Below are 26,846 nucleotides of genomic sequence, written 5' to 3'. Positions count from 1 at the left end.
AAGAGAGATGTTCGGAGAGCCCTGGAATGATGCGTGTTCTTGAATTCATTGTTGCCCTAGTCATCGTCGTCGTGGTCGGCGTCGTGGTGGGCGTGATCATGCCTGGCAGTGGCCATGTGGAGAGGTCGCTGGTGGTCGGCAAGGACATGCGTCAGGTGTACGACGTGCTCGCCAATTTCCGCCGCTACCCCGATTTCACGGTGCAGCGCAAATACGACCGCAATACCCAGTTCACCTTCTCCGGCAAGGCCTATGGCCCGGGCGCGGAGCTGAGCTGGAGCAGCAACGACGACAAGGTGGGCAAGGGCAAGCTGACCGTTGCCACCGCCGAGCCGTCGTTCGACAAGATCGACTCGACCGCCAAGTCCGCCAAGATCGTCTGGAACCTGGACAACGACTGGCGCGGCCAGGACAAGCACTTCACGCTGGACCTGGATCGCCAGGGCAGCCGCGGCCAGCTGACCAAGATCACCTGGTCGTATGACGTGGCCTACGGCTTCAACCTGGTCGACCGCTACTCGAACCTGTACATCCACGGCGACCCGGATGCCTTCATCCAGTTCAGCCTGAACGATCTGCAGAACGTGCTGGCCTCGGTGCAGAACATCGACTACGGCAAACTGATCCCCTACATCGAGCAGACCCAGCCCACGCCGATGCTGCTGGTGTCCAGCTCGATCGAGCGCAAGGGCGGCCTCGAGGCGCTCAACGAAGCGACCGACAAGGCCGAGGGCCAGCTGCAGGCCGCCGCCAAGAAGCTGGGTGTGACCGTCACCGGTCCGCGCACCATCTTCACCACCAACTATGGCGACCAGACCTACACGTTCGACGTGGGCCTGCCGATCAGCGCCACCAGCCTGACCGTCAACGGCCAGAGCCACGAGCTGACCGCCGCCAAGGCGCCGGACCTCACCGCTCCCGCCAGCAGCGGCACCGCTGCCGCGCCGGCCAGCGACAACACCCCCGGCAACACCGACCGCTTCGGCCGCCTGATCGTCGACAACGACGTGCGTGGCGTGCTCGCCTTCGGCGGCCCGGCGCTCAAGGGCATCTGGAACGGTACCGCCGCCGGCGTGCCGCAGACCCGCGACATGCTGAAGGCCTACTCGCAGACCCACGGCTACAAGTTCGACGAAGTGGTCAACCGCCCGTACGACATCCTGGTCAAGCCGGAAGTGAAGCAGGGCGACCAGGTCACCAGCTACGCGCAGTTCGCCATCTACCTGCCGCTGACCGGCGACGCCCCGGAGAAGACCCCGGAGCAGGAAGCCAACCTGCAGCCGCCGTCGCTGGACACGGGCGCCACGCAGGCCCCGGCCTCGTCGGGCACCGCTGCCGCTCCGGCCTCGGCCGCCAGCGCCGGCCAGCAGTAAGCCTCAGCGCTGCGCAAGATCGAAAGGCCCTTCGTTCGCGAAGGGCCTTTTTCTTTGCGCGCGGTTTTTTGCACGGCGCGGCGGCGCGAACTTTTCCGCTTCGATGGGGTACATTGCTTCGTCGCTGCGCCGCTCGGGCCCACGACCATTCCGTCGTTTTTCCTTCCGCTCCGGACATGATCGAAACCGAACAGCTCACCCGTCGCTACGGCACGCTCACCGCGGTCGACGCGCTCAGCTTCCGCGCCGAACCGGGACAGGTGCTGGGCCTGCTCGGTCCCAACGGTGCCGGCAAATCCACCGTGATGCGCATGATCGCCGGCTTCCTGCGGCCCACCGCGGGCACCGCGCGCGTGTGCGGCCACGACGTGCGCAAGGAGTCGCTCAAGGCCAAGCGTGCGCTCGGCTATCTGCCCGAAGGCGCGCCCAGCTACGGCGAGCTGACGGTGCGCGAATTCCTCACGTTCATCGTGCGCTCGCGCGGCCTCTCGGCCGACCAGGGCTTCCGGCGCTTCGAGGAAGTGGTGGGCCATCTGCAGCTGGAAGAAGTGCTCGACACCTGCATCGAAACCTTGTCCAAGGGCCTGCGCCGCCGCGTCGGCCTGGCCCAGGCCATCGTGCACAACCCGCCGGTGCTGATGCTGGACGAACCCACGGACGGTCTGGACCCGAACCAGAAACACGCCGTGCGCCAGCTGATCGACACCATGGCGCGCGAGCGCACCATCCTGATTTCCACCCATCTGCTGGAAGAAGTGCACGCGCTGTGCAACCGCGTGGTGATCATCGCCAACGGCCGCCTGCTCGCCGATGCCACGCCAGCGGAACTGGAAGCGCGCTCGCGCTATCACGGCGCGGTGTCCTTCAGCGCGCCGGGCAGCGGCGTGTCGCAGGAGATGCTGGGGCGATTGCCCCAAGTGGCCTCGATCGAAGTGGATCCGCTGGACGGACGCATCACCGTGTTCCCGCGGCCGGGCGAACGCATCCTGGAACCGGTGGAATTGCTGCTGCGCCAGCAGGGGTTGGAAGTGTCGGAAATCCAGCTCGAACGCGGCCGCCTGGACGAAGTGTTCCGCCAGATCACCACCGGCCAGACCAGGCCCGAGCCCGTGCGCGAGGCCGGCGCATGAGCCCCGTGATGGCGGTCGCGCGCCGCGAACTGCGCAGCTTCTTCGTTACGCCGGTGGCGTATGTCTTCCTGGTGATCTTCCTGGTGCTGGCCGGCATCCTCACGTTCTATGCCGGCGATTTCTACGACCGCGGCCAGGCCGACCTGCAGCCGTTCTTCGTGATGCATCCCTGGCTGTACCTGCTGCTGGCGCCGGCGGTATCGATGCGCATGTGGGCGGAGGAAGCCAAGGGCGGCACGCTGGAGCTGCTGCTCAGCCTGCCGATGACGTTAGCGCAGGCCATGCTGGGCAAGTTCCTGGCTGCGTGGTTCTTCATGGGCATCGGCCTGCTGCTGACCTTCCCGATCTGGATCACGGTGAACTACCTGGGCTCGCCCGATAACGGCGTGATCGTTGCCGGTTATCTCGGCAGCTGGCTGATGGCCGGTTCCTTCCTCGCCATCGGCGCCTGCCTGTCCGCGCTGACGCAGAGCCAGGTGGTGGCCTTCATCCTCACCATGGTGGTGTGCTTCCTGCTGCTGCTCGCGGGCCAGCCGCAGGTGCTGGATTTCCTGCAGGGCTCGGTGCCGCGGCGCCTGCTCAACGGCGTGGCGCACCTGAGCCTGCTGCGCCACTTCGAGGCGATCGCGCGCGGCGTGCTGGACGTGCGCGACGTGCTGTACTTCGTGCTGTGCATCGCCTCCTGGCTCACGGCCGGCGTGCTGGTGCTCGACCTGAAGCGCACGCCATGAGCCTGCTGCGTCCCGCCTTCTCCCGCCGCGTGCGCGTGATCGGCCTGCTGATCCTGCTGGTGGCCGTGTCGGTGACCCTGGCCGTGGCCGGCAGCCGCTGGATGCGCGCCACGCGCTTCGATCTCACCTCGGACCGCCTCTACACGCTCACGCCGGGCACCGTGCGCATCGTGGACAAGCTGCGCGCGCCGCTGCGGCTCACCCTGTATTTCTCCGAGCACTCCACCCGCGACCTGCCGCAGCTGCGCAGCTACGAGCAGCGCGTGCGCGAGCTGCTGCAGGAAATGGTGGCGCGCTCGCATGGCCGCCTGCGCCTGCAGGTGGTGGACCCGGTGCCGTATTCGGACGACGAAGCCGCCGCCGAAGGCAGCGGGCTGAGTCCCCTGAGCGGCGGCACCAACGGCGAGCGCGTGTTCTTCGGCCTGGTCGGCACCACCTTGCCGGGCCTGCAGGACGGCGAGGCCGACAACGAGACCCGTCCCGGCGCCAAGAACCTGGCCATCCCATTGTTCGATCCGGGCCGCGAGACCTTTCTCGAATACGACGTGGCCAAGCTGCTGTACGAGCTCAACGAGCCGGCCAAGCCGCATATCGGCGTGATCAGCAGCCTGCCGGTGCAGGGCAATCCGGTGCTGGGCGAAGAACCCTGGACGGTGATCCGCCAGCTCGGCCAGCTGTTCGAAGTGAAGTCGCTGGACCCGAACAAGCTCGACCGCGTCAGCGACGACATCCAGGTGCTGCTGCTGATCCATCCCAAGCACCTGTCCGACGGCGCGCTGTATGCGATCGATCAGTACGTGCTGCGCGGCGGCCATCTGGTGGCCTTCGTCGATCCGTATTCGGAACTGGACACCACACCCTTCGTCGACAGCAACGGCGTGATCGACGACCACGACTCCGATCTGCAGCGCCTGTTCGAAGCCTGGGGCGTGCAGTTCGATCCGCAGAAAGTGGTGCTGGACCGCTCGCGCGCATTGCGCATCGAACTGGCCGACAACAGCGCGGCCAACCATCCGGCCATGCTTGGCCTCACCGGCCAGGAGCTCAACCACGGCGACGTCACCACGGCGAGCCTGCAGCGCATCAATCTGTCCAGCGTCGGTTATCTGGATCTCTCGCCCAAGGCCACCACGCGCCTGATCCCGCTGATGCAGACCACCACCGACGCCGAAGTGGTGCCGGCGCAGCGCGTGCGCGAAGCCACCACCGACCCCAACGCGTTGCTGGACGGCTACAAGGCCGACAACACCCGCTACGTGGTGGCCGGCCGCGTGCGCGGCAGCTTCCCCTCGGCTTTCCCGGAGCGCGCGAAACAGCCCGGGTTTATCGCGCAGGCCAATGCCGAAGTGATCCTGGTGGCGGATACCGACCTGCTCACCGACCGCCTGTGGGTGTCGTACTCGCAGAGCCTGCTCGGGCCGCTGCAGCTGAGCGCGCTGGCCAACAACGGCGACTTCGTCACCAACCTGGCGGACAACCTCAGCGGCTCGTCCGAGCTGCTGTCGATCCACGGCCGCACCAGTTCGCAGCGTCCGTTCACCCGCGTGCTGGCGCTGCAGGCAGCGGCGGACCAGAAGTTCCTGGCCAAGAAGCAGGAGCTGCAGCGCGAGCTGGCCGTCACCCGCAGCCGCCTGTCCGAACTGCAGCCGGCCAAGGCCGCGCGCAGCGACAACGCCAGCACCGAGCAGCGCGCGGAGATCGAGCAGTTCCTGCAGCGGCAGCTGGCGATCAACAAGGAGCTGCGCGACGTGCAGCACCAGCTCAACGCCGAGATCGACGCGCTGGGCATGCGCCTGAAGTTCCTCAATATCGTGCTGGTGCCGGCCCTGGTCACGCTGTTCGGCCTGGCTTACGGCTGGCGGCGCTCGCGCCGCAACCGGCGCCGCGCATGATGCGGGCATCTGCCGCAGTCCCGCCGGCAAGGGGCGGGACTATGCTTGGCGCCTGCCGTGCGCCGGGATCCGAACCGCGATGATGTCGAGCCTGCTCAAGTGGATCGTGCCCTGGGAGTTCTCCTGGGTCTTTCTGCTGAGCTTCGTGGCGATCTGCGCGCTGTATGTGCGCGGCAGCCGCCAGCTGCAGGTGAGCTTCAGCCGCAAGCTCTCGTTCTGGACCGGCATGGCCATCGTCTACGTGTCGCTGCACACGTACTTCGATTACTACGCCGAGCACGAATTCTTCATGCACCGCATCCAGCAGGTGCTGCTGCATCACCTGGCGCCGCTGCTGATCGTGGCTTCGTATCCGGGCACGGTGCTGCGCGCGGGCCTGCCGCTGGCGTGGCGCGCGCGTGCGCTGCGGCCGCTGGAGCGTTCCTGGCCGTGGCGCGCGGTGACCGGCGTGCTGCTCAACCCGGCGGTGGCGACGGTGCTGTTCGTCGGCTTCATCCTGATCTGGCTGATCCCGGCGATGCAGACGCTGGCGATGCTGGACTGGCGCATCTACCGCTTCATGAACTGGTCGATGATGCTCAGCGGGCTGAGCTACTGGTGGCTGGTGCTGGATCACCGCCCGCGTCCGCCGGGACGGATGACGCCGGGAGTGCGCGTGCTGTCGCCGGCCATCACCATGAGCCCGCAGATCCTCGCCGGCGCCATCGTCACTTTTTCCAAGAGCGATCTCTATCCGATCTTCGAGATCTGCGGCCGCGCCTTCGCCTTCAACGTGCTGACCGGTCAGCTGGTGGGTGGCGTGATCATGTGGGTGCCGGCGGCGCTGATCGAATCGATCGGCGGCCTGCTGGCGCTGCGGCAGTGGGTGCGCCTGTCGCGCAATGGGCGGATCAAGTCGAAGCGGCAGTTGCAACTCGAGCGTAGGTTGGGGTGATAACCCCAACAATGCGGTGCCAATGCAGATGAGCGATGTTGGGGTTGCCACCCCAACCTACGTCAGTGGTGATGCATTTCCGGCATGTCGCCACCATCCACCGTATTCGCCGGCTTGGCCTCGAACTCCGTATCCAGCGTGCTGCCATCGGCGAAGCGCAGCGTGACGCGCACCTTGTCGCCGACCTTCACCGGCGCGGCCGCCTTCATCAGCATCAGGTGATAGCCGCCGGGCGACAGCGCCGCCTTGCCGTGCGCGGGAATCGGCAGCGCATCGACGCTTTCCATGCGGCCCATGCCGGTGTCGGTGCTGCTCTTGTGCAGCATCACGTCGGCGTAGGCCGGGCTGCTGGCCGAGCGCAGCGACACGGGATGGTCGCCATGATTTTCCAGCACCACATAGCCGCCGGCGGGCAGGGCGCCGGGCATCACGCGGATCCAGCCGCGGCTCGCCGCGACATGCTCGGCATCGCCGGCACTGGCCGCGCCCGCGAACAGCAGGCCGGCGAACAGGAAAGCGCAGCGTGCGTTCATGGCTTGGCTCCGGGGTCGAGCAGCAGGTGCAGGTCGTGGACCAGGTCGTCCTGGGCGTCGGCGGCGGTGGAGAGCAGGCGCGCCTTGCCGTCGCGGTCGAACAGATAGATGGCCGAGCTGTGGCTCACTTCGTACTGGCCGTCGGCCTTGTCCGGTTCGCGCGTGTACGCGGAGCGATAGCGCTTGCTCAGCGCCTCCAGCGCGCGCGGTTCGCCGGACAGGCCCACGGCACGCGGATCGAAGGCGTTGACGTAGGCGTGCATCACGTCGGGCGTGTCGCGCGCGGGGTCGACGCTGACGAACAGGATGCGCGCGCCATCGGCGAGCGGCCCCAGGCGCTGCATCACCACGTGCAGTTGCGCGAGCGTGAGCGGGCATACGTCGGGGCAATGCGTGTAGCCGAAGTACAGCAGCACCACCTTGCCGCGGTAGTCGGCGCCGGTGACCGGCTTGCCGTGGTCGTCGACCAGCTTGAAGTCGAGGTCCGGCATATGGCCGGTGACATTGGTGAGCTTCCACGGCAGCTCGTCGCCGCGCTGGCAGCCGGCCAGCAGCAGCGCAGCGAGCAGCAGGGGGAGCAGGAACAGGCTGCGGACGAGGCGTCGGGGCTTCATGCGAGAATCCTGGATCGGCATCGCGCCAGCATACGACACCGGCACGGCCGCCAGCCCGAGGACTCCTTTCCCATGCGACAAAGTGTCAGTTCCGCCGCCGGCCTTATGGCCGGTTTCGCCGGCGCCAGCGCGGTGATCCTCGGTGCGTTCGGCGCGCACGCCTTGCGCGGCGTGCTGGACGAACGCGGCACCGAGCTGTGGCATACGGCCGTGAACTACCACGTGTGGCATGCGCTGGCCTTGTGCCTGGCGCTGTTCGTGCTCGACGCACCGCACCGGCGCCGCGCGGTGATCGCCTTCGCCATCGGCATCGTGCTGTTCAGCGGCAGCCTGTATGCGCTGGCGCTGGGCGCGCCGCGCTGGTTCGGCGCGATCACGCCGCTGGGCGGCGTGGCGTTTATCGCGGGGTGGTTGCTGCTGGGCTGGGGTGCGAGCCGGCGCGGCGCCTGACTCAGCTGCCGGCGAGTGCCGCCAGCGCCAGCTGCGCGCCGACGTGCAGCACCAGGTCGGCGCTGAAGTGCGCGGCCATCGCGTGTTCCAGTCCGTACTTCCAGAACAGCCAGCCGCAGGGCAGGCCGACCAGCGCATTCAAGGCAATGATGCGGACGTACGACAGCGGGCCGTGCAGCATGCCCGCGGAAGCGGCGGCAGGCAGATGGCCGGCGCCGAACAGCAACGCGGCCAGCACGATCGCCACGACATACATCCAAGGCCGCGCGCCGGCGCCCAGGCGTGCCAGCAGCCATACCAGCAGGCTGACCAGGAACAGGCGGCACAAGGTTTCCTCGGCGATGCCGCCGTAGAACGAAGCGAGCGCGCCGCGCCAGGCCTGATCCAGCAACTGCGACGCGGCGGCATGCACCTGGCCATGCCAGTCGAGCGCCAGCACCAGCAGGGCCGATGCGAGGCCGAGCACGATCGCCAGCAGCCATCTCGAGTTTCCCTGCGGCCGCGGCTCGCGGTAGATCCATGCGCGCAGCCACGGCGCACTCAAGCCATAACGCTCGCCCAGCCACAGGCCGAACCAGGCGAGCAGGCCGCACAGCACGCCCGCCTGCAGCGACTGCAGGATCGCCAGCAGCGGAACCGGTACCGGCAGCTTCGTCAGCCGCGGCATCAGCACGATCAGATAGGGAAACAGCGCCAGCGTGGCGATGGCCGCGGCGATTCCCAGCGCCAGGGCCAGTTTCAGCCGCGGCGCGCCGGTAGCGGGCAGGGCGGGCATGGTGGAGTCCTCGCGCTCAGTGGTGCGGTTGGATAAAGAACCCGGCCACCTTGCCTTGCGCATCGCAGGTGACCTTGGAGTCGATCGTGCTCTGGCCGTAATGCAGCGGCGTGAGCACGACGGTGAGATCGCCGGCCGGCACCACGGTCGCCGCGTCGCGCGCCCCGCGCTCGCCGAACTGCTGCGCCACCGCCGGCCAGATCTGGCCGAGTTTTTCCGGCAGCAGCCTGGCCTTCATGGTGTCGTTGAAATCGCCGGTGGCGCCGGCGTAGTCGCCTTTGTCGAGCGCGTCGAGCAGATGCGTCGAGGCGGTTTCGCACGGCGATTCGGCACGCGCGCCCGCCGCGGCGGACAAACAGATACCCAGGCAGACGATGACTGCCAGCGACTTCTTCATGGTGCGGTTCCCCTGTTCCTGTCGGTGTCGGTTTGCGTGGATTTAGGTGGGATCGTCCTGGTCGTCCGCCACCGGCGCGGCCTGGCCGGCCTTGAGGCGTCCGCTCTTGCGCAGCGCTTCGCGCAGTACGTATTCGATCTGCGCGTTGACGCTGCGCAAGTCGTCGTCGGCCCAGCGTTGCATCGCCTCCAGCACGGCGGGGCTGATGCGCAGCGGATAGGCTTTCTTTTCGGCCGGCACGTGCGACTCGCTCAGCCGCCGTAGAGCGTGCCGGCGTTGACCACCGGCTGCGTGGCGCGGTCGCCGCACAGCACCACCAGCAGGTTGCTGACCATGGCCGCCTTGCGCTCTTCGTCCAGTTCCACCACGCCCTGCTGGCGCAGGCTGTCCAGCGCCATGGCGACCATGCCGACGGCGCCTTCGACGATGCGTCCGCGCGCCGCCACGATGGCGCTGGCCTGCTGGCGCTGCAGCATGGCCTGGGCGATTTCCTGGGCGTAGGCGAGGTGGCTGATGCGCGACTCGATCACGCTGACGCCGGCCTTGTCCAGGCGCGCCTGGATCTCGTCGCGCAGATGGTTGTTGATCACTTCGCCGTGGCTGCGCAGCGAGGGCTTGCCGTCGTCGTGCGCGTCGTAGGGGTAGTTCTGCGCCATCTGGCGCAGCGCCGACTCGCTCTGGATATGCACGAAGTTCTCGTAGTCGTCGACCTGAAACACCGCCTCGGCCGTGTCCACCACCTGCCACACCACCACCGCGGCGATCTCGATCGGATTGCCGTCGCTGTCGTTGACCTTGAGCTTGCCGCTCTCGAAGTTGCGCACGCGCAGCGAGACGCGGCGGCGGGTGAAGAACGGATTGGTCCAGCGCAGCCCTTCCACGCGCACCGTGCCGGCGTACTTGCCGAACAGCTGCATGACCTGGCCTTCGTTCGGCGCGACCTGGAAGAAGCCCTTCAGCAGGAACGCGGTGAACACCAGCACGGCCACGCCACCGAAGAAGCTGGCCAGCGGCGGCTGGTGGCCGGCGGAACTGAGCACCAGCCAGATGCCGAAGGCGGCCAGCAGCAGGCAGAAACCGACGAACGGGATACCGGCAAGCGAAAAACCCTGACGCTCATTCATGGTGATACCTCCCTTGGATGGGAGGTATCTGATATCAAAATGATGTCATTTGCAAGTGCCTAGTGGCTGCCCCCGCCCCCGTTGCCCACCGGGGCGACCGGCGCCGCCACCACAGGAGCCGTGTTCATGAACTCCCAGGAGGGCACCACGTCGACGATCTGCATGGCGTTGAACAGGTTGGTGACGGCGAAGAAGTGCCAGGGGTCGCCGTCGCCGGTGTCCAGCGCGATATGTGTGCTGTCGAAGCGGCGCAGCGCCGCGTCGTAGCTTTGCCAGCGCCCGTCCACCCAGGCCTGCACCCATTCGTGCGGTACGAACACGCGCGAGGTGTTGGCGTAGCGGTCGGCGTAGACCATGCCGGTGACCACCCGCGCCGGAATGCCCTGGGCGCGCGCCATCGCCGCCAGCAGCACGGCGTATTCGGTGCAGTCGCCCTGGCGCGTGTTCACCACTTCCAGCGCCGAGGCGTAGCCGATGTCCAGGCCGTGCTGGGTGATGTAGTGGCTGACGAAGCTGCGCAGCCGGCGCATCTTCTGCCGGTTGTCCACCGCGCTGCCCACCGCCTCTGCGGCCAGCTCGCGGATCTCCGGGGCGTCGGACTGCAGCCAGTCGTTGGCGCGCAGGTCTTCCGGTTGCGGCGGCGCCTGGCCGCCGGCGTAGGCGTTGCCGATGTCGATCTGCCAGTCGTGGCCGCCCAGGTGCAGCACGCGCTGTTCGTCGGTGTTGATGATCGGCGTGGGGATGTCGCCCTCGATGGTCAGCCGGTAGCGCAGGAAGGAATCGCGCAGGTTCGGCGTCAGCGGCCGCGGCGAATCGACCATGGCGGCGCGGAACATGTCCACGTCCTGCTCCGGCGCGAGCGCGCAGGCCTGGTCGCAGGCGATCATTTCCAGCTGCCGCCCGAGCATCGAGATGATGCCCTTGCGCGCGCGGCCCTGGCCGTCCAGCCACAGGTCCAGGATCTGGTCGCCGCGGTCCTGGTGCAGGCGCTGGCGCTGGTGGCTGAGCGTCTCGGTGCCGCCGGGCAGGTCGACCGCCTCGTTGCCCATCACTTCCACCGCCACGTCCATCACCTGCTGGGTGGCGGGGTCGAACATTTCCATGCGGTAGCGCAGGCCGGGCTGCTTCGCGGCGTCGAGCATGGTGCGGCGCTGGGCGTCGTTGAGCAGGGCCTGGCCGGGCCAGGGGATATAGGCGTAGCGCGTGGCGCCGCCCACCGTGGTGGTGATGCGGAACGAGCCGTCGGCCTGGCGCTCGCCGTTCACCGTGCTGTCCATGGCGGACATCGAGGTGCGGGTGGAAAAGCCTAGCGGCTGGCCGGCGGTGCTTTCCACGCTGCGGATCATGTTGCTCAGCGGGATGCTCTTGCCGCTGCGGTTGAGGAGGATCGACAGCGTCTGGGTGGTGGTCACCGTGCCTTGCGCGGTGGCGCGGTCGATGCGCAGGTGGCCGATCTTGCGGCCGCCCAGCAGGACGCTCATCCAGGTGGTGTCGGCGGAGTTGCCGGGCACGCTGTCGGCGGCCATGGTCCCGGCGACGGGACACGGCAACAGCAACAGCACCAGCAATAGCTTGGCGGTCTTCAGTCGCATATGCGTATCCGTGGGGACGGCTTGGATGACAGTGAATGCCGACTTAAGGCTGTCGTCAATCCGCAATGCAGCGAGACCGCAGATGGGCTGGGGCAAGGCTTGCGGGGCGCTTACGGGAAGCGCGGCTTTTTGCGTTTCCGGGCCTGTGGCCGGAAGCGTTTTTCCGCCCGGCGATTGTGCGAGGATCGCCGGATTCAACCAACCCAACGGTGCGGCGCCGGCCGTGCCAACTAGGCAGGGAGCAGGCATGCAGTCCTCGGCATTTGCGCATTGGCTGGTAGTGATCGTGGAGACTTTCGCGGCGCTGTTCCTGCTGCTGCTGGCGATCGGCGTGATGGTGGTGCTGGTGGTGTGGCTGGTGGACCGCAACCAGACCTCCAACTCGGTGTTGCGCAACTTCCCGGTGATTGGCCACTTCCGCTACTGGTTCCTGCACCTGGGCGAATTCTTCCGCCAATACCTGTATTCCAGCGACCGCGAGGAAATGCCGTTCAACCGCGCGCAGCGCATGTGGGTGTACCGCGCCGCCAAGGACGTGGAAAACACCAACGCCTTCGGCTCCACCCGCGACCTGCATGCCGAAGGCCTGCCGTTCTTCGTCAACGCGCCGTTTCCCGCGCTGGGGCAGCAGCACGTGGTGCCGAGGCCGCTCACGCTCGGGCCCTATGCGCGCGAGCCGTACAGCCATTCGTCCTTCTTCAACATCTCGGCGATGAGCTTCGGCGCGCTGTCCGCGCCGGCGGTGCGCGCGCTGTCGATCGGCGCGGCCAAGGCCGGCATCTGGATGGATACCGGCGAGGGCGGACTGGCGCCGTATCACCTTGAGGGCGGCTGCGACATCGTGTTCGAGATCGGCACCGCCAAGTACGGCGTGCGCACGCCCGAGGGCAAGCTGGACGATCAGAAACTGTTGGACATCTGCAAGCACCCGCAGGTGAAGATGGTCAGCATCAAGCTGGGCCAGGGCGCCAAGCCCGGCATGGGCGGCCTGCTGCCGGGCGCCAAGGTGACGCCGGAGATCGCGGCGATCCGCGGCATCGCGGTGGGCGAGGACTCGCAAAGCCCCAACCGCCACCTCGACATCGGCAACGTGCGCGAGCTGATGGATGCGATCACGCATATCCGCGAACTCACCGGCAAGCCGACCGGCTTCAAGGCGGTGTTCGGCGGCATGGAATGGATCGACGAGCTGTGCGAGGAAGTGCGCCGCCGCGGCATCGAGAGCGCGCCGGACTTCATCATCGTCGACGGCTCCGAAGGCGGCACCGGCGCCGCGCCGCAGACCCTGATGGAAGGCGTCGGCCTGCCGCTGCGCGAGGCGCTGCCGGCGCTGATCAACACGCTGATCCGGCAAGGCCTGCGCGAGCGCATCAAGGTGATCTGCTCGGGCAAGTGCATCACCGCCTACGACGTGGCGTGGGCGCTGTCGATGGGCGCGGACTTCGTCAACTCGGCGCGCGGCTTCATGCTGGCGCTGGGCTGCATCCAGTCGCTGCAGTGCAACCGCAACTCCTGTCCCACCGGCATCACCACGCAGAACCCCAAGCTGCAGCGCGGCCTGGTGGTGACCGACAAGAGCGAGCGGGTCTATCACTACGCCACCAACGTGATGCGCGAGGTCGGCATCATCGCGCACAGCTGCGGCGTGGAAGAGCCGCGCGAACTGGACCGCACGCATTGCCGCGTGATGGGCGACGACGGCATCTCGGTGCCGCTGGTGAAGCTGTTTCCGTATCCGGAAGGCTATACGCCAAGCGCCTGAGGCTGCGGCCTCAGCGCTCCATGTCCACCCAGCCGTCGATGGTGCGGATCTGCAGCGGCTGGAAGTGGCGCTTGTAGTCCATCTTCGGATGGCCGTCGATCCAGAAGCCGAGGTAGATCCATGGGATGCCGCGGCGCTTGGCCAGTTCCACCTGCTGCAGGATGGCGAAGGTGCCCAGGCTGCGCTCGGTCACGTCCGGCTCGAAGAAGGTGTAGACCGCCGACAGGCCGTGCAGCGACACGTCGGTCACCGCCACGCCGAGCAGGCGCGGGCCTTGGCGCAGTTCCAGGAACAGGGTCGGGCTCCACGGCGCGGTGAGGAAGCGGCGGAAGTCGCTGGCGTCGGCCTCGTCCATGCCGCCGCCGGGATGGCGCTGGCGCAGGTAGCGCTCGTACAGCGCGTGCCGCTCGCTGTTGTAGCCGGCCATGGATTCCACCACCTGCAGATCGGCATTGCGCTTCAGGCAGCGCCGCTGCGAGCGGCTGGGGCGGAAGCGTTCCACGTCGATGCGGCAGGGCGTGCAGGCCCGGCAGCTGCTGCAGTAGGGAAAGTACAGATGCCCGCCGGCACGGCGGAAGCCGCGTTCCAGGGCCGGCCCGTACAGCTGGTCCAGATGCGGCGCCGCCGGATCGATCACCAGGTTCTGCGCCGTGCGGTCGGGAAAATACCCGCAGGCGTGAGGCAGGGTCTGGAAGAGGCGGACGCGATCGGAGCGCATGGCAGATTCTACGTCCGAGGCGGCTTGCCGTGACAAGCGTCTCAAATCCGCTGGGCCGGGCCCGTCCATACGCTGTAGGACGGTGTCCCCGGCTACCGGGTCAGATCACACCCATGTAGCGCAGCATCACCACCACGAAGGCGCCGGCCACCGCCAGCATCACGATCCGGCGCACCCGGTTGGCCACGCTGCCGCGGCGCGCGTCGGGGCTGGGGTTGCGGGCCAGGGCCAGTTCCTCGCCGTGGCGGATCACCGGTTCGATGCCCAGCTCGCGCAGCAGGGTGCGGGCGCGGGTGTAGTCGTCGGCCTTGCTGATCCAGACCTGTTCCCAGCGGTCGCGGTTTTCCTTGCGCTGGGAGTAGCTGAAGCGCTCGTAGCTGGGCTTGTTCCAGTTGGAGCGGTTCTCGATCGAGCATTCGATGCCGTGCTCGCCAAGCATGGCGGCGACGCGGTTGATGTTTTCGGGACGGGGCGAGGTATAGATCTGGCGCATGGGTCGATGTTACTCCGTCGGCTCAGGGGCGCAGCCGGATCAGGCCTTCCTGCGCGGTCGAGGCCACCAGCCGCCCGTCGCGGCTGAAGATCTGCCCGCGCGCCAGCCCGCGCGCGCCCTGCGCGGTGGGGCTGTCGAACGAATACAGCAGCCACTCGTCCACGCGGAACGGGCGGTGGAACCACAGCGCGTGGTCCAGGCTGGCCATCTGCACGTTGTGCGTGTAGTACGAAATGCCGTGCGGCAGGGTGGCGGTGCCGATCAGGTTGAAGTCCGAGGCGTAGGCGAGCAGGGCGCGGTGCAGCACGTCCGAATCGCCCACCGGCGCGGCCACACGGAACCAGATGTGCTGGTAGGGCGGGCGCTTGCTCGGATGCAGCTTGTCCTGCGGCCACACGTGGCGGAATTCGATCGGCGCTTCCAGGCCCAGCCAGCGCTGCAGTTTCTCCGGCAGCTTGGCCAGCTTGTCCGGCGGCAGCGGCTGCATCGGCGCGATGTCTTCCGGCGCCGGTACTTCGGGCATGGCGGTCTGGTGTTCGAAGCCGGTTTCCTCGATCTGGAACGAGATCGAGCCGTTGAGGATGGGCTGGCCGTGCTGGATCGCCACCACCCGGCGCGAGGAGAACGTACCGCCGTCGCGCGTGCGCTCCACGCTGTAGACGATCGGCGCGTCGATATCGCCGGCGCGCAGGAAATAGGCGTGCAGCGAATGTGCCGTGCGCGAGGAGTCCACCGTCTCCTGCGCAGCCGACAGCGCCTGGCCGAGCACCTGTCCGCCGAACACGAAGCGCGTGCCGATATCGCGGCTCTGGCCGCGGAACAGGTTGTCTTCCAGGCGTTCGAGCTGCAGCAGGTCGACCAGCTCGCGGACGTGGTTTTCCGTCATGTCTAAGCAATCCAAGGGGGAATCGGGCCGGCGGCCCGCGCCGCGAATTATAGCCGCGCCCGGCCCTTCACCCCGTCCCCCTTCAGCCCTGTGCCGGCAGGCGGTGCAGGCCGCTGCCGGCCAGCACCTGGTCCCAGGGGAACATCGGGCCCGGGTCGAGCTTGCGCGGCACCTCGCGGCTGGGGTCGTCGCTGGCCGGCAGGCGGGCCAGGTCCAGGTCCTCGTGGCCGGCGATATCGCGCAGCTTCGGAAATTCGCTGCGCAGGCGGGCCAGCAGGGCGCGCAGGGCGTCGATCTGGGCGGCCGGGTAGGGCTCGGTCATGGTCTGGTTGTCGGCATGCCACCAGTCCGGATAGCGGCCCCGGTTGACCAGCTCGATGCCGATCGAATGCGGATTGAAGCCGCGCACGTGGTGCGCCACGCGGGTGCCGGGCACGTAGCGCCAGGTCGAGCCGTCGCGGTCGATGTAGTAGTGGCCGCTGTTGCCGGTGCCGCTGTCGTGGACGATGCGCTCGCCGTATTCGCGGGCGGTGGCCAGATCCGGCAGCTCGGTGCAGTGGATGACCACCAGTTCGATGGCGTCGGCGGGGCGCTCGGGCAGGAGCTCGACGTAAGGCAGGAAGTGGTCGCGGATGTTCATTCGGGCGAGTCTCGCATGCGGCCCGGTATCATGGGCGCCTTGTACCTGCTCGTTGGAGACCGCGATGCGCGGCCAGATCATTCTTTCCCACGGTTCGGATTCCGGCCCGGATGCCACCAAGGTCAGCGCGCTGGCCGCCATCGCCGAATCGCTGGGCTGGTCCACGCAGCGGCCCGACTACCGCGAAGACGACCACCACGGCTACGCCGGCTCGGTGCCCCCGCGGGTGGCGCGCCTGCGCGCGGCCATCGACGCGCTGGACGCGCCGCCGGTGCTGGTCGGGTCCAGCATGGGCGCGTTCGCTTCGGGCCTGGCTTCGCTGGAGCGGCCGGTGGCCGGCCTGTTCCTGCTGGCCACGCCGGTGGCGATTCCCGGCTACCAGGCGGCTTTCGATCTGCGCCAGGACGTGCCCACGGTGCTGATCCACGGCTGGCACGACGACATGTGCCCGCTGGACGACCTGCACGACTTCGCCCGCCGCCGCAGCCTGCCGCTGCTGGTGCTGGACGACGACCATCGCCTGAGCTCCAGCGTCGACACCATCGGCGCGCAGTTCCGGGTGTTCCTTGACGGCATGTCCCTCGACGGCATGGCGGGCCTCCAGTGAGCGCCTACTTCGCCACCTGCCCCAAGGGCCTGGAATACCTGCTGCGCGACGAACTGGCCGCGCTGGGCGCCGAAGACGTGCGCGAGGCGCTGGCCGGCGTGTACTTCTCCGGCCCGCTGGAGATCGCCTACCGCGCCTGCCTGTGGTCGCGCCTGGCCAGCCGCGTGCTGCTGCCGCTGGCGGAATTCGACGCGGCGGACGGCGACGCGCTGTACGCCGGCGTGGAAGCCATCGACTGGTCGAAACACCTGGCTGCGCACGGCACCCTGGCGGTGGAGGCGGTGACCGCGCAGAGCAAGCTCACCCACAGCCAGTTCATCGCGCTGCGCGTGAAGGACGCGGTGGTCGACCAGTTCCGCCAACGCGACGGCTCGCGTCCGGACGTGGATACGGACGAACCCGACGTGCGCATCCACCTGCGCCTGCGCCGCGACCGCGCCACGCTGTCGCTGGATCTGGCTGGCGCACCGCTGCACCGCCGCGGCTGGCGCGAAATGCAGGGCGACGCGCCGCTGAAGGAAAACCTCGCGGCCGCGATGCTGGTCCGCGCCGGCTGGCCCGCCATGTATGCGCAGGGCGGTGCGCTGCTCGATCCGATGTGCGGCTCCGGCACCTTGCTGATCGAAGGCGCGCTGATGGCCGCCGACGTGGCGCCGGGCCTGCGCCGCGAATATTTCGGTTTCCTCGGCTGGCTCGGCCATGACATCGCGGTGTGGCGCAGCTTGCTGGAAGAAGCGCGCACGCGCGCCGAAACCGGCCTGCGCGCGCTGCGCCCGTGCTTCTTCGGCAGCGACTCCGATCCGCGCATGGTGCAGACCGCCAAGCGCAATGCGCAGGAGGCCGGCGTGTCCGGCTTCCTCACCCTGGATCGCCACGACGCGCTGCACGTGGCGCCGCCGCCCGGCTGCGAACGCGGCCTGGTCATCACCAATCCGCCCTACGGCGAACGCCTGGGCGAGCGCGAGGCGATGCCCAAGCTGTACCGCGCGCTGGGCGAAACACTGAAGCAGCGCTTCGCCGGCTGGCATGCCGCCGTGCTGGCCGGCGATGCGGAACTGGGCCAGGCCATCCCGCTGCGCGCGAGCAAGAAATACGCGCTGTACAACGGCGCGCTGGAAACCGTGCTGCTGCTGTTCGAGCTGCGCGCCGCCGCCGACACGCCGCGCGAAGCCAAGCCGCTGTCGGCCGGCGCGCAGATGCTGAAGAACCGGCTGGAGAAGAACGTCCGCCATCTGCGCAAGCGGCTGGAACGCGAAGCCATCCATTGCTGGCGCGCCTACGACCAGGACCTGCCGGAATACGCGGCGGCCATCGACGTCTACGGCGACGCCAAGGGCGGCCAGTGGCTGCACGTGCAGGAATACCGTGCGCCGGCCGACATTCCCGCCGAGACCGCGCGGCTGCGCCTGCGCGAGATCGTGCGCGTCGCAGGCGAAGTGTTCGGTGTGCCGCGCGACCGCGTGGCGCTGAAGACGCGCGAGCGCGGCAAGGGCGGTTCCAAGTACGGGCAGTTCGACCAGCGCGGCGAGTTCGTCCCGGTGGAGGAGGGCGGCCTGCAGTTCCTGGTCAATCTCACCGACTACCTGGACACCGGACTGTTCCTGGACCACCGCCTGGTCCGCGCGCGCCTGCGCGAGCTGGCCGAGGGGCGGCGCTTCCTGAACCTGTTCGCCTACACCGCCACCGCCAGCGTCTATGCCGCGGCGGGCGGGGCGCGCGACACCACCAGCGTGGATCTGTCCGGCACTTATCTGGACTGGGCTTCGCGCAATCTCGCCCTGAACGGATTCACCGGGACGAAGCACCGGCTGATGCAGGCCGACGCGATGGAGTTCCTGCGCCACGAACGCGAGCGGTACGGGCTGATCTACGTCGATCCGCCGACCTTCTCCAATTCCAAGCGGGCCGAGGACTTCGACGTGCAGCGCGACCACGCCCGCCTGCTGCTGGCCTGCGCGGAACGGCTGGCGGGGGACGGGGTGATCGTGTTCTCCAACAATTTCCGCCGCTTCACGCTGGATCGCGCGGCGCTGGAAGAGCGCTTCGAGATCGAGGACTGGAGCGCCGCCAGCATCCCGTTCGACTTCGCCCGCCGGGCCGATATCCACGGCTGCTGGGTGCTGCGCCTGCGGCCCGAAGAGTCGCCCTGGGGCGACAGCGTGCGGCACATTCACAACCGGGGTAAACGCTAGGAAAACGGGGTGAAAATGCTCAGTCCGGATTCAGCCCTCCGGCCCGAGCATGAGCACCGGCAGACAACGCCGGAACGGCCCTCCGCACCACCCTTTCCCGGGCCGCCCGCACCGTTGCCGCCGCTCTCTCGGAGACCGAAAGCCATGAACAAGTCGAAGCCTTCCAGCCTCAAGCGCGTGGTCCTCGCCGCCGCCGTGCTGCTGGGTTGCGCGGCCGCCGCCCCGTCCTTCGCCCGCAGCCACGTCAGCGTGGGTATCGGCGTCAATCTGCCGGGTGTCAGCATCGGCTACTCCGACGGCTACCGCGGTCACTATCGCCACCCGTATTACGGCGGCGGCTATTACGCACCGCCCGTGTACTACCGTCCGGCGCCGCGCGTGGTGTATTACGACGAACCGGTGGTGGTGGAACGTCCGGTGTACGTGCGCCGTGTGTACGAAGAGCGCGGCTACTACAGCGACGGCTACCGCACCAGCCGCTACTACGACGGTGATTGATTGCGCGGCGATCGATTTCGCCGCTATGCGCAAAAGAGAGCCCGGCCTAGGCCGGGCTCTTTCGTTTCATGGCGCGCCGGTCATGGCCGCGTCGGCGGCGTGCCGCCGTTGCTGAGGAAGCCGTGCTGCGAGGCATGCTTCTCCAGCTTCTCGAACTTCGCCTTGTCGATCTTGCTCACCGACTGGATCGCGCAGGGCGGCTGGTCGCGCGAGATCACGCTCTCGCCCACTTCGCCGCAGACCGCGCCCAGGCCGGCCGCGCGGTTGGAATCGTTGGCGCGGAACAGCAGCTGCTGGCCGATGCCTAAGCGCGGGCAATCGGCGGTGAGCTTGACCAGGTAGCGGTCCGGGCCGGTGCGTGCGATCACGGTGCGGTTGTCCACGACATACCATTCGTTGACGCGATCCGGACGCAGGCATTCGCTGACCGGACGCATCGGCTGGCGCTCGGGTGCCGGACCGTCGGCATGAGCCATGCCGGTGGCGGCAGTCATCGCAAGCAGCAACATGGCGGTGACGGTTTTCATAGGTGTACCTCTAGGGGTTGATGGAACTCCCTGTGCTACCCGTTGCCGGGGCCCTTGCCTGGTGAAACCACCGACGTCGTGCGCGCGCATTTGAGCGCTGCCCGGCCGCCGTGTGTCAAGCCTTTGCCATCGCCGGATCACGGAAATTGAACGGCTGCTACGGCAAGGTATCTGGATGCGGGTCCTCGAGTCGCCAAGCCCTTCCTATAACGTTCGACGGGGCATTTCGTTGCAACGGAGGCCCGCGTGAGCCTGTCGGATCTCGCATCGCGCGCCGGGTCGCTGGTGCAGCGTTTCCATCGCGTGCGCAGCCGCACCCTCGGCTTGTCGGCCGGCCTCAGCGCCGAGGACATGATGGTGCAATCCATGCCCGACGCCAGTCCGGCCAAATGGCATCTGGCGCACACCACGTGGTTCTTCGAGCAGTTCCTGCTCGCCCGCGATCCGGCCTGGCGTCCGCCGCATCCGGAATGGCATTACCTGCTCAACTCCTACTACCAGACGGTAGGGCCGATGCATGCGCGTCCGCGCCGCGGCCTGCTGTCGCGTCCCAGCCTGGATGAAGTGCTGGACTATCGCCGGCGTATCGAAGACGCCGTGGCGGAACGCATCGAAGCCGGCCTCGACGCCGCGGGCGCAGCTATCGTCGAACTCGGCCTGCAGCACGAACAGCAGCATCAGGAACTGCTGCTCACCGACATCCAGCACGCGCTGTGGTGCAACCCGCTGCATCCGGCCTATGACGCAGCGCTGCCGTCCGCGCAACACCGTGTGCCCGCCGCATCGATGCACTACATCGACGGCCGCGAGGGCATCGTCGAGATCGGCCACGACGGCCATGGCTTTTCCTTCGACAACGAAGGTCCGCGCCACCGCGCCCTGCTGCAGGCGCACGCGCTTGCCAACCGCACGGTGACGAACGAGGAATTCCGCCTGTTCGTGCAGGACGGCGGCTACCGCGAACCCGCGCTGTGGCTTTCCGACGGCTGGGCCACGGTGCAGGCGGAAGGCTGGCAGCATCCGCTGTACTGGCAGGACGACCTCGACAGCGCTTATGGCCTCGGCGGCATCCGCGCGCTCGATCCCGCCGCGCCGGTGTCCCAGCTCAGCTATTTCGAAGCCGACGCGTTCGCGCGCTGGGCCGGCGCGCGCCTGCCCAGCGAAGCGGAATGGGAAAGCGCGGCCTCCGCGCAACCGGTGCACGGCAATCTGCTGGACGAGCGCGCGCAAGCGCCGCGCGCCGCCAGCGGCGAAGGCCTGCTGCAGATGTACGGCGACGTGTGGGAGTGGACCGCCTCGCCCTATGTCAGCTATCCCGGCTTCCAGCCGTTGCCCGGTGCGCTGGGCGAATACAACGGCAAGTTCATGAATGCCCAATGGGTGCTGCGCGGCGGCTCCTGCGCCACGCCGCGCGAGCATATCCGCGCCAGCTACCGCAACTTCTTCCCCGCCCAGGCGCGCTGGCAGTTCGCCGGCCTGCGCCTCGCACGCGACCGGTAAGAGAGACAACAACAATGAGCCTGCAAGCCCTGGAACCCCGCGACGACGACCGTCGCCCGCCCGCCAGCGAACTGCTGGAAATCGTGCAGCGCGGATTGCGCGCGCAGCCGAAGCGCCTGCCGTCCTGGCTGTTCTACGACGAGCGTGGCAGTGAACTGTTCGAACAGATCTGCGAGCAGCCGGAGTACTACCTCACGCGCGCCGAGATCGCCCTGCTCGAAACGCATGCCGGCGATATCGCCCGCACGCTGGGGCCGGACGTGCGCCTGGTCGAATACGGCAGCGGCAATGCGGTGAAGACGCGCCAGCTGCTGGAGCACCTGGTCTCGCCGGTGTGCTACGTGCCGGTGGAAATTGCCTCTGAAGCGCTGGCCGCCAGCGTGCAGCGCCTGGCTGCGCGTTTCCCGTCGCTGCCGATGCAGCCGCTGCATGCCGACTTCACCCGCCCGCTGCGCCTGCCGATCCCGCCGCGCGCGCCGCGCCGCACGGTCATCTATTTCCCCGGTTCCACCATCGGCAATTTCGAGCAGCGCGAAGCGATCCAGCTGCTGCGCACCATGCGCGACGAAATGGGCGAGGCCGGCGGCGTGCTGATCGGCGTGGACCTGAAGAAGGATGCCGCGCGCATCGAGTCCGCCTACAACGACCGCGCCGGCATCACCGCCGAGTTCACCCTCAACATGCTGGCCCGCCTCAACCGCGAGCTGGGCAGCGATTTCCGCCTCGACGCGTATCGCCACCGCGCGCACTACAACCCGCTGGCCGGACGCATCGAGACGCACATCATCAGTACCTGCGAACAGAAGGTGCGGGTGGGGCGCATGCTCGCCAGTTTCGGCGAGGACGAGGCCATGCTGGTGGAGTACAGCTGCAAGTATTCGCCGGAGGATTTCGCGGCGATGGCGCACAAGGCGGGGTTGGAGGTGGCCACGGTGTGGCTGGATCCGGAGGAGTTGTTCTCCGTGCAGTATTTGGTGCGCCGTGCCGGCTGATTTCAGCTGGTTTTCGCGGGGGCGCGAATTGGCCGCTTATGCAGCGGGTAGTTCGGATGCGCGCCCTTTGCTCGTCATCCCGGCGTAGGCCGGGATCCAGTTTCTGTATCGCTTGGTTTTTGCGTTATCGCGATTTGGCCGCTTATGCAGCGGGCATTTCGTGCGCCTGCCGGCGCCCGAGTTACTTTCTCTTTGCTGGCTCAAAGAGAAAGTAACCAAAGAGAAATAGCCTTCAGAGCAACGGCCCGCGACGCGACTAGAAGGAGCGGTGGACGGCTGCGGTAGCCTGATTAACCTGGGTCTACACGAAACGACTGTGCGTTTACGTGGCGCGCTCTTCAACGTGCCGTCGCCGAGAGGACGTTCAAGAATCGAGGCCAGCTTTTGCTCCTCGTTCCTGCATGCCTCACGACTTCACCCCTCTCCCCTCCGGGGAGAGGGCAGGGTGAGGGGCCGGGCGGAGCGAAACGTCCGTCATGCTCCACCCGCAAAGGCCTAAAGATCGGCGAAGCCTTGCAGATTAGATTGAGGTGAGATCCAGCGCCGCGCTCTGCCCGACCCCTCACCCCGACCCTCTCCCCGGAGGGGAGAGGGGGAAGTGGGGTGGCGTCGCATACAGGAGCGAAGCGCAAAAGCTACCTCAGTCACTGAACATCCTCTCGGCCACGGCACGTTGAAGCACGCGTCATGTAAACGCACTGTGGTTTCGTATAGACCCAGGTTAATCAAGTTACCGCAGCCGCCCACCGCTCCTTCTAGTCGCGTCGCGAGCCGTTGCTCTGAAGGCCATTTCTTTTGGGTTACTTTTTCTTTGGGCCAGCAAAGAAAAAGTGACTCGGGCGCCGGCAGGCGCACGAAATGCCCGCTGCATAAGCGGCCAAATCGCGATAACGCAAAAACCAAGCGATACAGAAACTGGATCCCGGCCTACGCCGGGATGACAAGCAACGCGCCGGGATGATGAGCCTCAAGCGGGCCGCCGCGCCCCCAGCTGCACCAGAATCTCCTGCGCCGTGCGGATGCGCTCAGCCGCCCCCGGCAACTCCAGCAGGACCTTCAGCTTGTCCTGTCCATCCAGCTTGTACACGCGCGGCTGGCCCTGGATCAGGCGGATGATCGCCATCGGATCCACCTCGGGCTTCTCGCGGAAAGTGATGCGGCCGCCGTTCGGTCCGAAGTCCAGCTTGCGGATGCCCAGCGGCGTCGCCATCAGCTTCAGGCCGGCGATGGCGAACAGCGTCTTGGCCTGCTCCGGGAGCAGGCCGAAGCGGTCGATCATTTCCACCTGCAGGTCGCGCAGCGCCTCGTCGTGGCGTGCGCTGGCGATGCGCTTGTAGAGCGTAAGGCGGGTGTGCACGTCGGGCAGGTAGTCGTCGGGGATCAAGGCGGGAAGATGCAGTTCCACCTCGGTCTCGTGCTCGGAGCTGAGGTCGAAGTCCGGCAGCTTGCCCGACTTCAGCGCACGCACCGCGCGCTCCAGCAGTTCCGTGTACAGACCGAAGCCGATCTCCTGGATCTGCCCCGACTGCTCGTCGCCGAGCAGCTCGCCCGCGCCGCGGATTTCCAGATCGTGGGTGGCCAGCGTAAAGCCCGCACCCAGTTCTTCGAGCGAGGCCAACGCCTCCAGGCGCTTCTCCGCATCCGCCGTCATCGCCTTGCGGTCCGGCACAACCAGGTAGGCATAGGCGCGATGGTGCGAACGTCCCACGCGGCCGCGCAGCTGGTGCAGCTGCGCCAGGCCGAAGCGGTCGGCGCGGTCGATGATGATGGTGTTGGCGGTGGGGATGTCGATGCCGGTCTCGATGATGGTGGTGCACACCAGCACGTTGAAACGCTGGCGATGGAAGTCCGCCATCACCTGTTCCAGTTCGCGCTCGGCCATCTGGCCGTGGGCGATGCCGATGCGCGCTTCCGGAATCAGCTCCTGCAGCTCGCGCGCGGTGCGCTCGATGCTTTCCACCTCGTTGTGCAGGAAGTACACCTGGCCGCCGCGCGCCAGCTCGCGCTGGAAAGCCTCGCGCACCGTGGCCGGGTCCCACGCACTGACGAAGGTGCGCACCGCCATGCGGTGCGCCGGCGGCGTGGCGATCAGGGACAGGTCGCGCAGGCCGCTCATCGCCATGTTCAAGGTGCGCGGGATCGGCGTGGCGGTCATGGTCAGCAGGTCGACTTCGGCGCGCAGCTTTTTCAGCTGCTCCTTCTGGCGCACGCCGAAGCGCTGCTCCTCGTCGACGATCACCAGGCCCAGATTCTTGAAGCGGATATCCGGCTGCAGCAGCTTGTGCGTGCCGATGATCACGTCGATCTGGCCTTCGGTCAGGCGCTTCAGCGCGTCGTTCACTTCCTTGGTGGACTTGAAGCGCGACAGCACGTCCACGCGCACCGGCCAGTCCGCGAAGCGGTCGGCGAAGTTGCGGAAGTGCTGCTGCGCCAGCAGGGTGGTCGGCACCAGCACCGCCACCTGCTTGCCGGCGGTGGCGGCGGCGAATGCGGCGCGCAGCGCCACTTCGGTCTTGCCGAAGCCGACGTCGCCGCAGATCACGCGGTCCATCGCGCGCGGCGCGGCGAGGTCGCCGAGCACCGCGTCGATGGCCTGCGCCTGGTCCGGGGTTTCCTCGAACGGGAAGCTGGCGCCGAATTCCTCCACCAGCTGGCGGTCGATCGGCAGCGATTCGCCGCCGCGCGCTTCGCGCTGCGCATAGATGGCCAGCAGCTCGGCGGCCACGTCGCGCACCTTCTCCGCCGCCCTGCGGCGCGCGCGCTCCCAGGCGTCGCCGCCCAGTGAATGCAGCGGCGCCAGTTCGGGCGCGGTGCCGGTGTAGCGGCTGACCAGGCCCAGCTGCGCCACCGGCACGTAGAGCTTGTCGCCCTTGGCGTATTCGATGGTGAGGAACTCGCCCTCGGTGCCGCCCAGCTCCATCGACACCAGGCCCTGGTAGCGGCCCACGCCGTGGTCGACGTGCACGATCGGCGCGCCGATGGTCAGCTCGGTGAGGTCGCGGATGATCGCGTCCGGATCGCGCGCCGCGCCGCGGCGGCGCTTGCGCTCGGTGCGTACACGCTCGCCGTAGAGCTCGCGCTCGGTGAGTACGGTGATCGCCGGCGCTTTAAGCGCGAAGCCCTGTTCCAGGCCCGCGATGGCGATGGCGAATTTCGGTCCGCTGCCGTCCGCCGCCAGGAAGCGCGGCCAGCCGTCGATGCTGTCGGGCTTCAGCCCCGCCGCGGCCAGCGTCTCGATCAGCGCCTCGCGGCGTCCGGCCGAATCGGCGGCGATCAGCACGCGGCCCGGATAGCTGCCCAGGAAATGGCGCAGCGAGGTGCCGGGTTCTTCGCCCTTGCGGTTGAGCGGCAGTTCCGGCGCCGGCTGGGTGCCGATGTCGGCGGCGTGTTCGTGGCCGCTGGGCACCACTTCCACGCGCAGGCGGCGGTTGAGCTGTTCGCGCAATTGTTCCGGCGGCAGATAGAGCTCGGCCGGCGGCAGCACGGGGCGTTCGATGTCGTGCGCGCGCTGGTCGTAGCGCTCGCCGGTCTGCTGCCAGAACTGCTCGGACGACTCCAGCGCGCCCTCGCCCAGCACGAACACCGCGCCTTCGCCGAGGTAGTCGAACAAGGTGGCGGTCTGCTCGAAGAACAGCGGCAGGTAGTACTCGATGCCGCCGGGCGTCACGCCTTCCTTCATGTCCTGGTACAGCGGGCAGCGGCGCACGTCGATCGGGAAGCGCTCGCGCAGCTTGCCGCGGAAGTCCTTGGCGGCCAGCTCGGTCAGCGGGAATTCGCGCGCCGGCAGCAGCTCCACTTTTTCCACCGGCTGCTGCGAGCGCTGGGTTTCCGGGTCGAAGCTGCGGATCGATTCCACTTCGTCGTCGAACAGCTCGATGCGGTACGGCTCGCCCGCGCCCATCGGGAAGATGTCGATCAGCGCGCCGCGCACGGCGAAGTCGCCGGGCTCGGCCACCTGCGGCACGTTGCGGTAGCCGGCCGCTTCCAGCCGGCGCTGCTCGGCGGAGAGATCCAGCTTCTGGCCCTTCCTCAGCACCAGGCCGGAGCCGGTCACGTGGCTGTGCGGCGCGATGCGCTGCATCAGCGTGGCCACCGGCACCACCAGCACGCCGCGCCTGGTCGACGGCAGGCTGTAGAGGGTGGCGATGCGCTGGGAGACGATCTCCGGATGCGGGCTGAAGATGTCGTAGGGCAGGGTTTCCCAGTCCGGGAAATGCAGCACCGGCAGGTCGCCGGCGAACAGCTTCAGCTCGTCCTCCAGCGCGTGCGCGCGCTGCGTGTCGCGCGTCACCGCCACCAGCAGGCCGGCGTGCGCGCGGGCGGCTTCGGCCACCAGCAGGGCGCGCGAGGAGCCGTGCGGCGGCGTCCAGTAGCGGCGGTGCTTGGGTGTGGTGGGAAGGGCGGGGAGAAGAATGGGACTGGGCATGTCGCGCTGGCGTTCCGTGGGTTCGGCCAGGACGGCCGCGCCGGTGAAAGCGGGCAAGTG

The 26,846-nt window shown here is 67.8% G+C and carries 25 protein-coding genes; 12 read left to right on the top strand and 13 right to left on the bottom strand.

What is annotated here, in order from left to right:
* The first annotated feature begins 26 nt into the window (after positions 1-26).
* From KK141_RS18710 to KK141_RS18690, 5 genes are all read left to right on the top strand, one after another.
* The gene (locus tag KK141_RS18710) at positions 27-1,373 is read left to right on the top strand and encodes a polyketide cyclase (protein ID WP_214572622.1); all 1,347 of its coding nucleotides are present in this window, start codon (positions 27-29) and stop codon (positions 1,371-1,373) included.
* A 176-nt stretch (positions 1,374-1,549) separates the two neighbouring features.
* Positions 1,550-2,503, top strand: coding sequence for an ABC transporter ATP-binding protein (locus tag KK141_RS18705; protein ID WP_214572621.1), 954 nt, complete (start codon positions 1,550-1,552; stop codon positions 2,501-2,503).
* Positions 2,500-3,234 carry an ABC transporter permease subunit gene (locus KK141_RS18700; protein WP_167257780.1) on the top strand — a complete coding sequence of 245 codons (735 nt, stop codon included), beginning with the start codon at positions 2,500-2,502 and terminating at the stop codon, positions 3,232-3,234. The genes KK141_RS18705 and KK141_RS18700 overlap by 4 nt, the downstream gene beginning before the upstream one ends.
* Positions 3,231-5,126 (top strand): GldG family protein, encoded by a 1,896-nt coding sequence (locus tag KK141_RS18695; protein ID WP_214572620.1) that lies wholly within the window; start codon positions 3,231-3,233, stop codon positions 5,124-5,126. Before KK141_RS18700 ends, KK141_RS18695 begins: the two co-directional genes overlap by 4 nt.
* A 79-nt stretch (positions 5,127-5,205) precedes the next feature.
* On the top strand, positions 5,206-6,060 hold the full coding sequence (locus KK141_RS18690) for a cytochrome c oxidase assembly protein (RefSeq protein ID WP_214572619.1): 855 nt from the start codon (positions 5,206-5,208) through the stop codon (positions 6,058-6,060).
* Positions 6,061-6,122: 62 nt separating this feature from the next.
* Here the strand turns inward: KK141_RS18690 and KK141_RS18685 are convergent, their stop codons facing one another.
* On the bottom strand, positions 6,123-6,593 hold the full coding sequence (locus KK141_RS18685) for a copper chaperone PCu(A)C (protein WP_214572618.1): 471 nt from the start codon (positions 6,591-6,593) through the stop codon (positions 6,123-6,125).
* The gene (locus KK141_RS18680) at positions 6,590-7,207 is read right to left on the bottom strand and encodes an SCO family protein (RefSeq protein ID WP_214572617.1); all 618 of its coding nucleotides are present in this window, start codon (positions 7,205-7,207) and stop codon (positions 6,590-6,592) included. Before KK141_RS18680 ends, KK141_RS18685 begins: the two co-directional genes overlap by 4 nt.
* Positions 7,208-7,279: 72 nt before the next feature.
* Between KK141_RS18680 and KK141_RS18675 the strand changes: the two genes are divergently transcribed.
* Entirely contained in the window at positions 7,280-7,657 is a 378-nt protein-coding gene (locus KK141_RS18675; protein WP_214572616.1) for a DUF423 domain-containing protein, read from the top strand.
* A gap of 1 nt (position 7,658) precedes the next feature.
* On the opposite strand, the gene KK141_RS18670 is transcribed toward KK141_RS18675, so the two are convergent.
* From KK141_RS18670 to KK141_RS18650, 5 genes are read right to left on the bottom strand one after another with little or no spacing between them, the layout of a single operon-like run.
* Positions 7,659-8,432 (bottom strand): CPBP family intramembrane glutamic endopeptidase, encoded by a 774-nt coding sequence (locus KK141_RS18670; protein ID WP_214572615.1) that lies wholly within the window; start codon positions 8,430-8,432, stop codon positions 7,659-7,661.
* Between the two features lie 16 nt (positions 8,433-8,448).
* The gene (locus KK141_RS18665) at positions 8,449-8,829 is read right to left on the bottom strand and encodes a DUF3887 domain-containing protein (RefSeq protein ID WP_214572614.1); all 381 of its coding nucleotides are present in this window, start codon (positions 8,827-8,829) and stop codon (positions 8,449-8,451) included.
* A 42-nt stretch (positions 8,830-8,871) separates the two neighbouring features.
* Complete coding sequence (locus KK141_RS18660) at positions 8,872-9,069, bottom strand: Arc family DNA-binding protein (protein ID WP_167257772.1); 198 nt, start codon at positions 9,067-9,069, stop codon at positions 8,872-8,874.
* Between the two features lie 11 nt (positions 9,070-9,080).
* The gene (locus KK141_RS18655) at positions 9,081-9,953 is read right to left on the bottom strand and encodes an SPFH domain-containing protein (protein WP_214572613.1); all 873 of its coding nucleotides are present in this window, start codon (positions 9,951-9,953) and stop codon (positions 9,081-9,083) included.
* 59 nt (positions 9,954-10,012) lie between these two features.
* A complete protein-coding gene (locus KK141_RS18650) occupies positions 10,013-11,545 on the bottom strand; it encodes a transglutaminase-like domain-containing protein (RefSeq protein ID WP_214572612.1) in 1,533 nt (510 codons plus the stop codon).
* Between the two features lie 247 nt (positions 11,546-11,792).
* On the opposite strand from KK141_RS18650, the gene KK141_RS18645 reads away from it, so the two are divergent.
* The gene (locus tag KK141_RS18645) at positions 11,793-13,307 is read left to right on the top strand and encodes an FMN-binding glutamate synthase family protein (protein WP_214572611.1); all 1,515 of its coding nucleotides are present in this window, start codon (positions 11,793-11,795) and stop codon (positions 13,305-13,307) included.
* Between the two features lie 10 nt (positions 13,308-13,317).
* On the opposite strand, the gene KK141_RS18640 is transcribed toward KK141_RS18645, so the two are convergent.
* From KK141_RS18640 to KK141_RS18625, 4 genes are all read right to left on the bottom strand, one after another.
* Positions 13,318-14,025, bottom strand: a complete 708-nt coding sequence (locus tag KK141_RS18640; protein ID WP_214572610.1) for an arginyltransferase — start codon at positions 14,023-14,025, stop codon at positions 13,318-13,320.
* A gap of 100 nt (positions 14,026-14,125) precedes the next feature.
* Complete coding sequence (locus tag KK141_RS18635; RefSeq protein ID WP_214572609.1) at positions 14,126-14,518, bottom strand: DUF2007 domain-containing protein; 393 nt, start codon at positions 14,516-14,518, stop codon at positions 14,126-14,128.
* A gap of 22 nt (positions 14,519-14,540) precedes the next feature.
* On the bottom strand, positions 14,541-15,404 hold the full coding sequence (gene tesB / locus KK141_RS18630) for an acyl-CoA thioesterase II (protein ID WP_214572608.1): 864 nt from the start codon (positions 15,402-15,404) through the stop codon (positions 14,541-14,543).
* Positions 15,405-15,486: 82 nt separating this feature from the next.
* Positions 15,487-16,044, bottom strand: a complete 558-nt coding sequence (locus KK141_RS18625; protein WP_214572607.1) for an N-acetylmuramoyl-L-alanine amidase — start codon at positions 16,042-16,044, stop codon at positions 15,487-15,489.
* Positions 16,045-16,108: 64 nt separating this feature from the next.
* Between KK141_RS18625 and KK141_RS18620 the strand changes: the two genes are divergently transcribed.
* From KK141_RS18620 to KK141_RS18610, 3 genes are all read left to right on the top strand, one after another.
* Positions 16,109-16,651, top strand: a complete 543-nt coding sequence (locus KK141_RS18620) for an alpha/beta hydrolase (RefSeq protein ID WP_214572606.1) — start codon at positions 16,109-16,111, stop codon at positions 16,649-16,651.
* The gene (rlmKL, locus tag KK141_RS18615; protein ID WP_214572605.1) at positions 16,648-18,843 is read left to right on the top strand and encodes a bifunctional 23S rRNA (guanine(2069)-N(7))-methyltransferase RlmK/23S rRNA (guanine(2445)-N(2))-methyltransferase RlmL; all 2,196 of its coding nucleotides are present in this window, start codon (positions 16,648-16,650) and stop codon (positions 18,841-18,843) included. Before KK141_RS18620 ends, rlmKL begins: the two co-directional genes overlap by 4 nt.
* Before the next feature lie 144 nt (positions 18,844-18,987).
* Complete coding sequence (locus tag KK141_RS18610) at positions 18,988-19,341, top strand: hypothetical protein (protein ID WP_214572604.1); 354 nt, start codon at positions 18,988-18,990, stop codon at positions 19,339-19,341.
* An 80-nt stretch (positions 19,342-19,421) separates the two neighbouring features.
* Here KK141_RS18610 and KK141_RS18605 read toward each other — a convergent pair whose 3' ends face one another.
* Positions 19,422-19,868 carry a DUF6491 family protein gene (locus tag KK141_RS18605; protein WP_214572603.1) on the bottom strand — a complete coding sequence of 149 codons (447 nt, stop codon included), beginning with the start codon at positions 19,866-19,868 and terminating at the stop codon, positions 19,422-19,424.
* 252 nt (positions 19,869-20,120) lie between these two features.
* Between KK141_RS18605 and egtB the strand changes: the two genes are divergently transcribed.
* Both egtB and egtD read left to right on the top strand, forming a co-directional pair.
* Entirely contained in the window at positions 20,121-21,368 is a 1,248-nt protein-coding gene (egtB, locus tag KK141_RS18600; RefSeq protein WP_250901873.1) for an ergothioneine biosynthesis protein EgtB, read from the top strand.
* A 14-nt stretch (positions 21,369-21,382) separates the two neighbouring features.
* On the top strand, positions 21,383-22,360 hold the full coding sequence (gene egtD, locus KK141_RS18595) for an L-histidine N(alpha)-methyltransferase (protein WP_214572602.1): 978 nt from the start codon (positions 21,383-21,385) through the stop codon (positions 22,358-22,360).
* 967 nt (positions 22,361-23,327) lie between these two features.
* Here egtD and mfd read toward each other — a convergent pair.
* Positions 23,328-26,786: a transcription-repair coupling factor gene (gene mfd / locus KK141_RS18590; protein ID WP_214572651.1), complete on the bottom strand. Its 3,459-nt coding sequence runs from the start codon at positions 26,784-26,786 to the stop codon at positions 23,328-23,330.
* Positions 26,787-26,846: the final 60 nt, after the last annotated feature.

It is taken from the genome of Dyella sp. LX-66, from assembly GCF_018599165.1.
Lineage (GTDB): Bacteria > Pseudomonadota > Gammaproteobacteria > Xanthomonadales > Rhodanobacteraceae > Dyella_D > Dyella_D marensis.
This window is presented reverse-complemented; position numbering and strand designations above follow the sequence as displayed.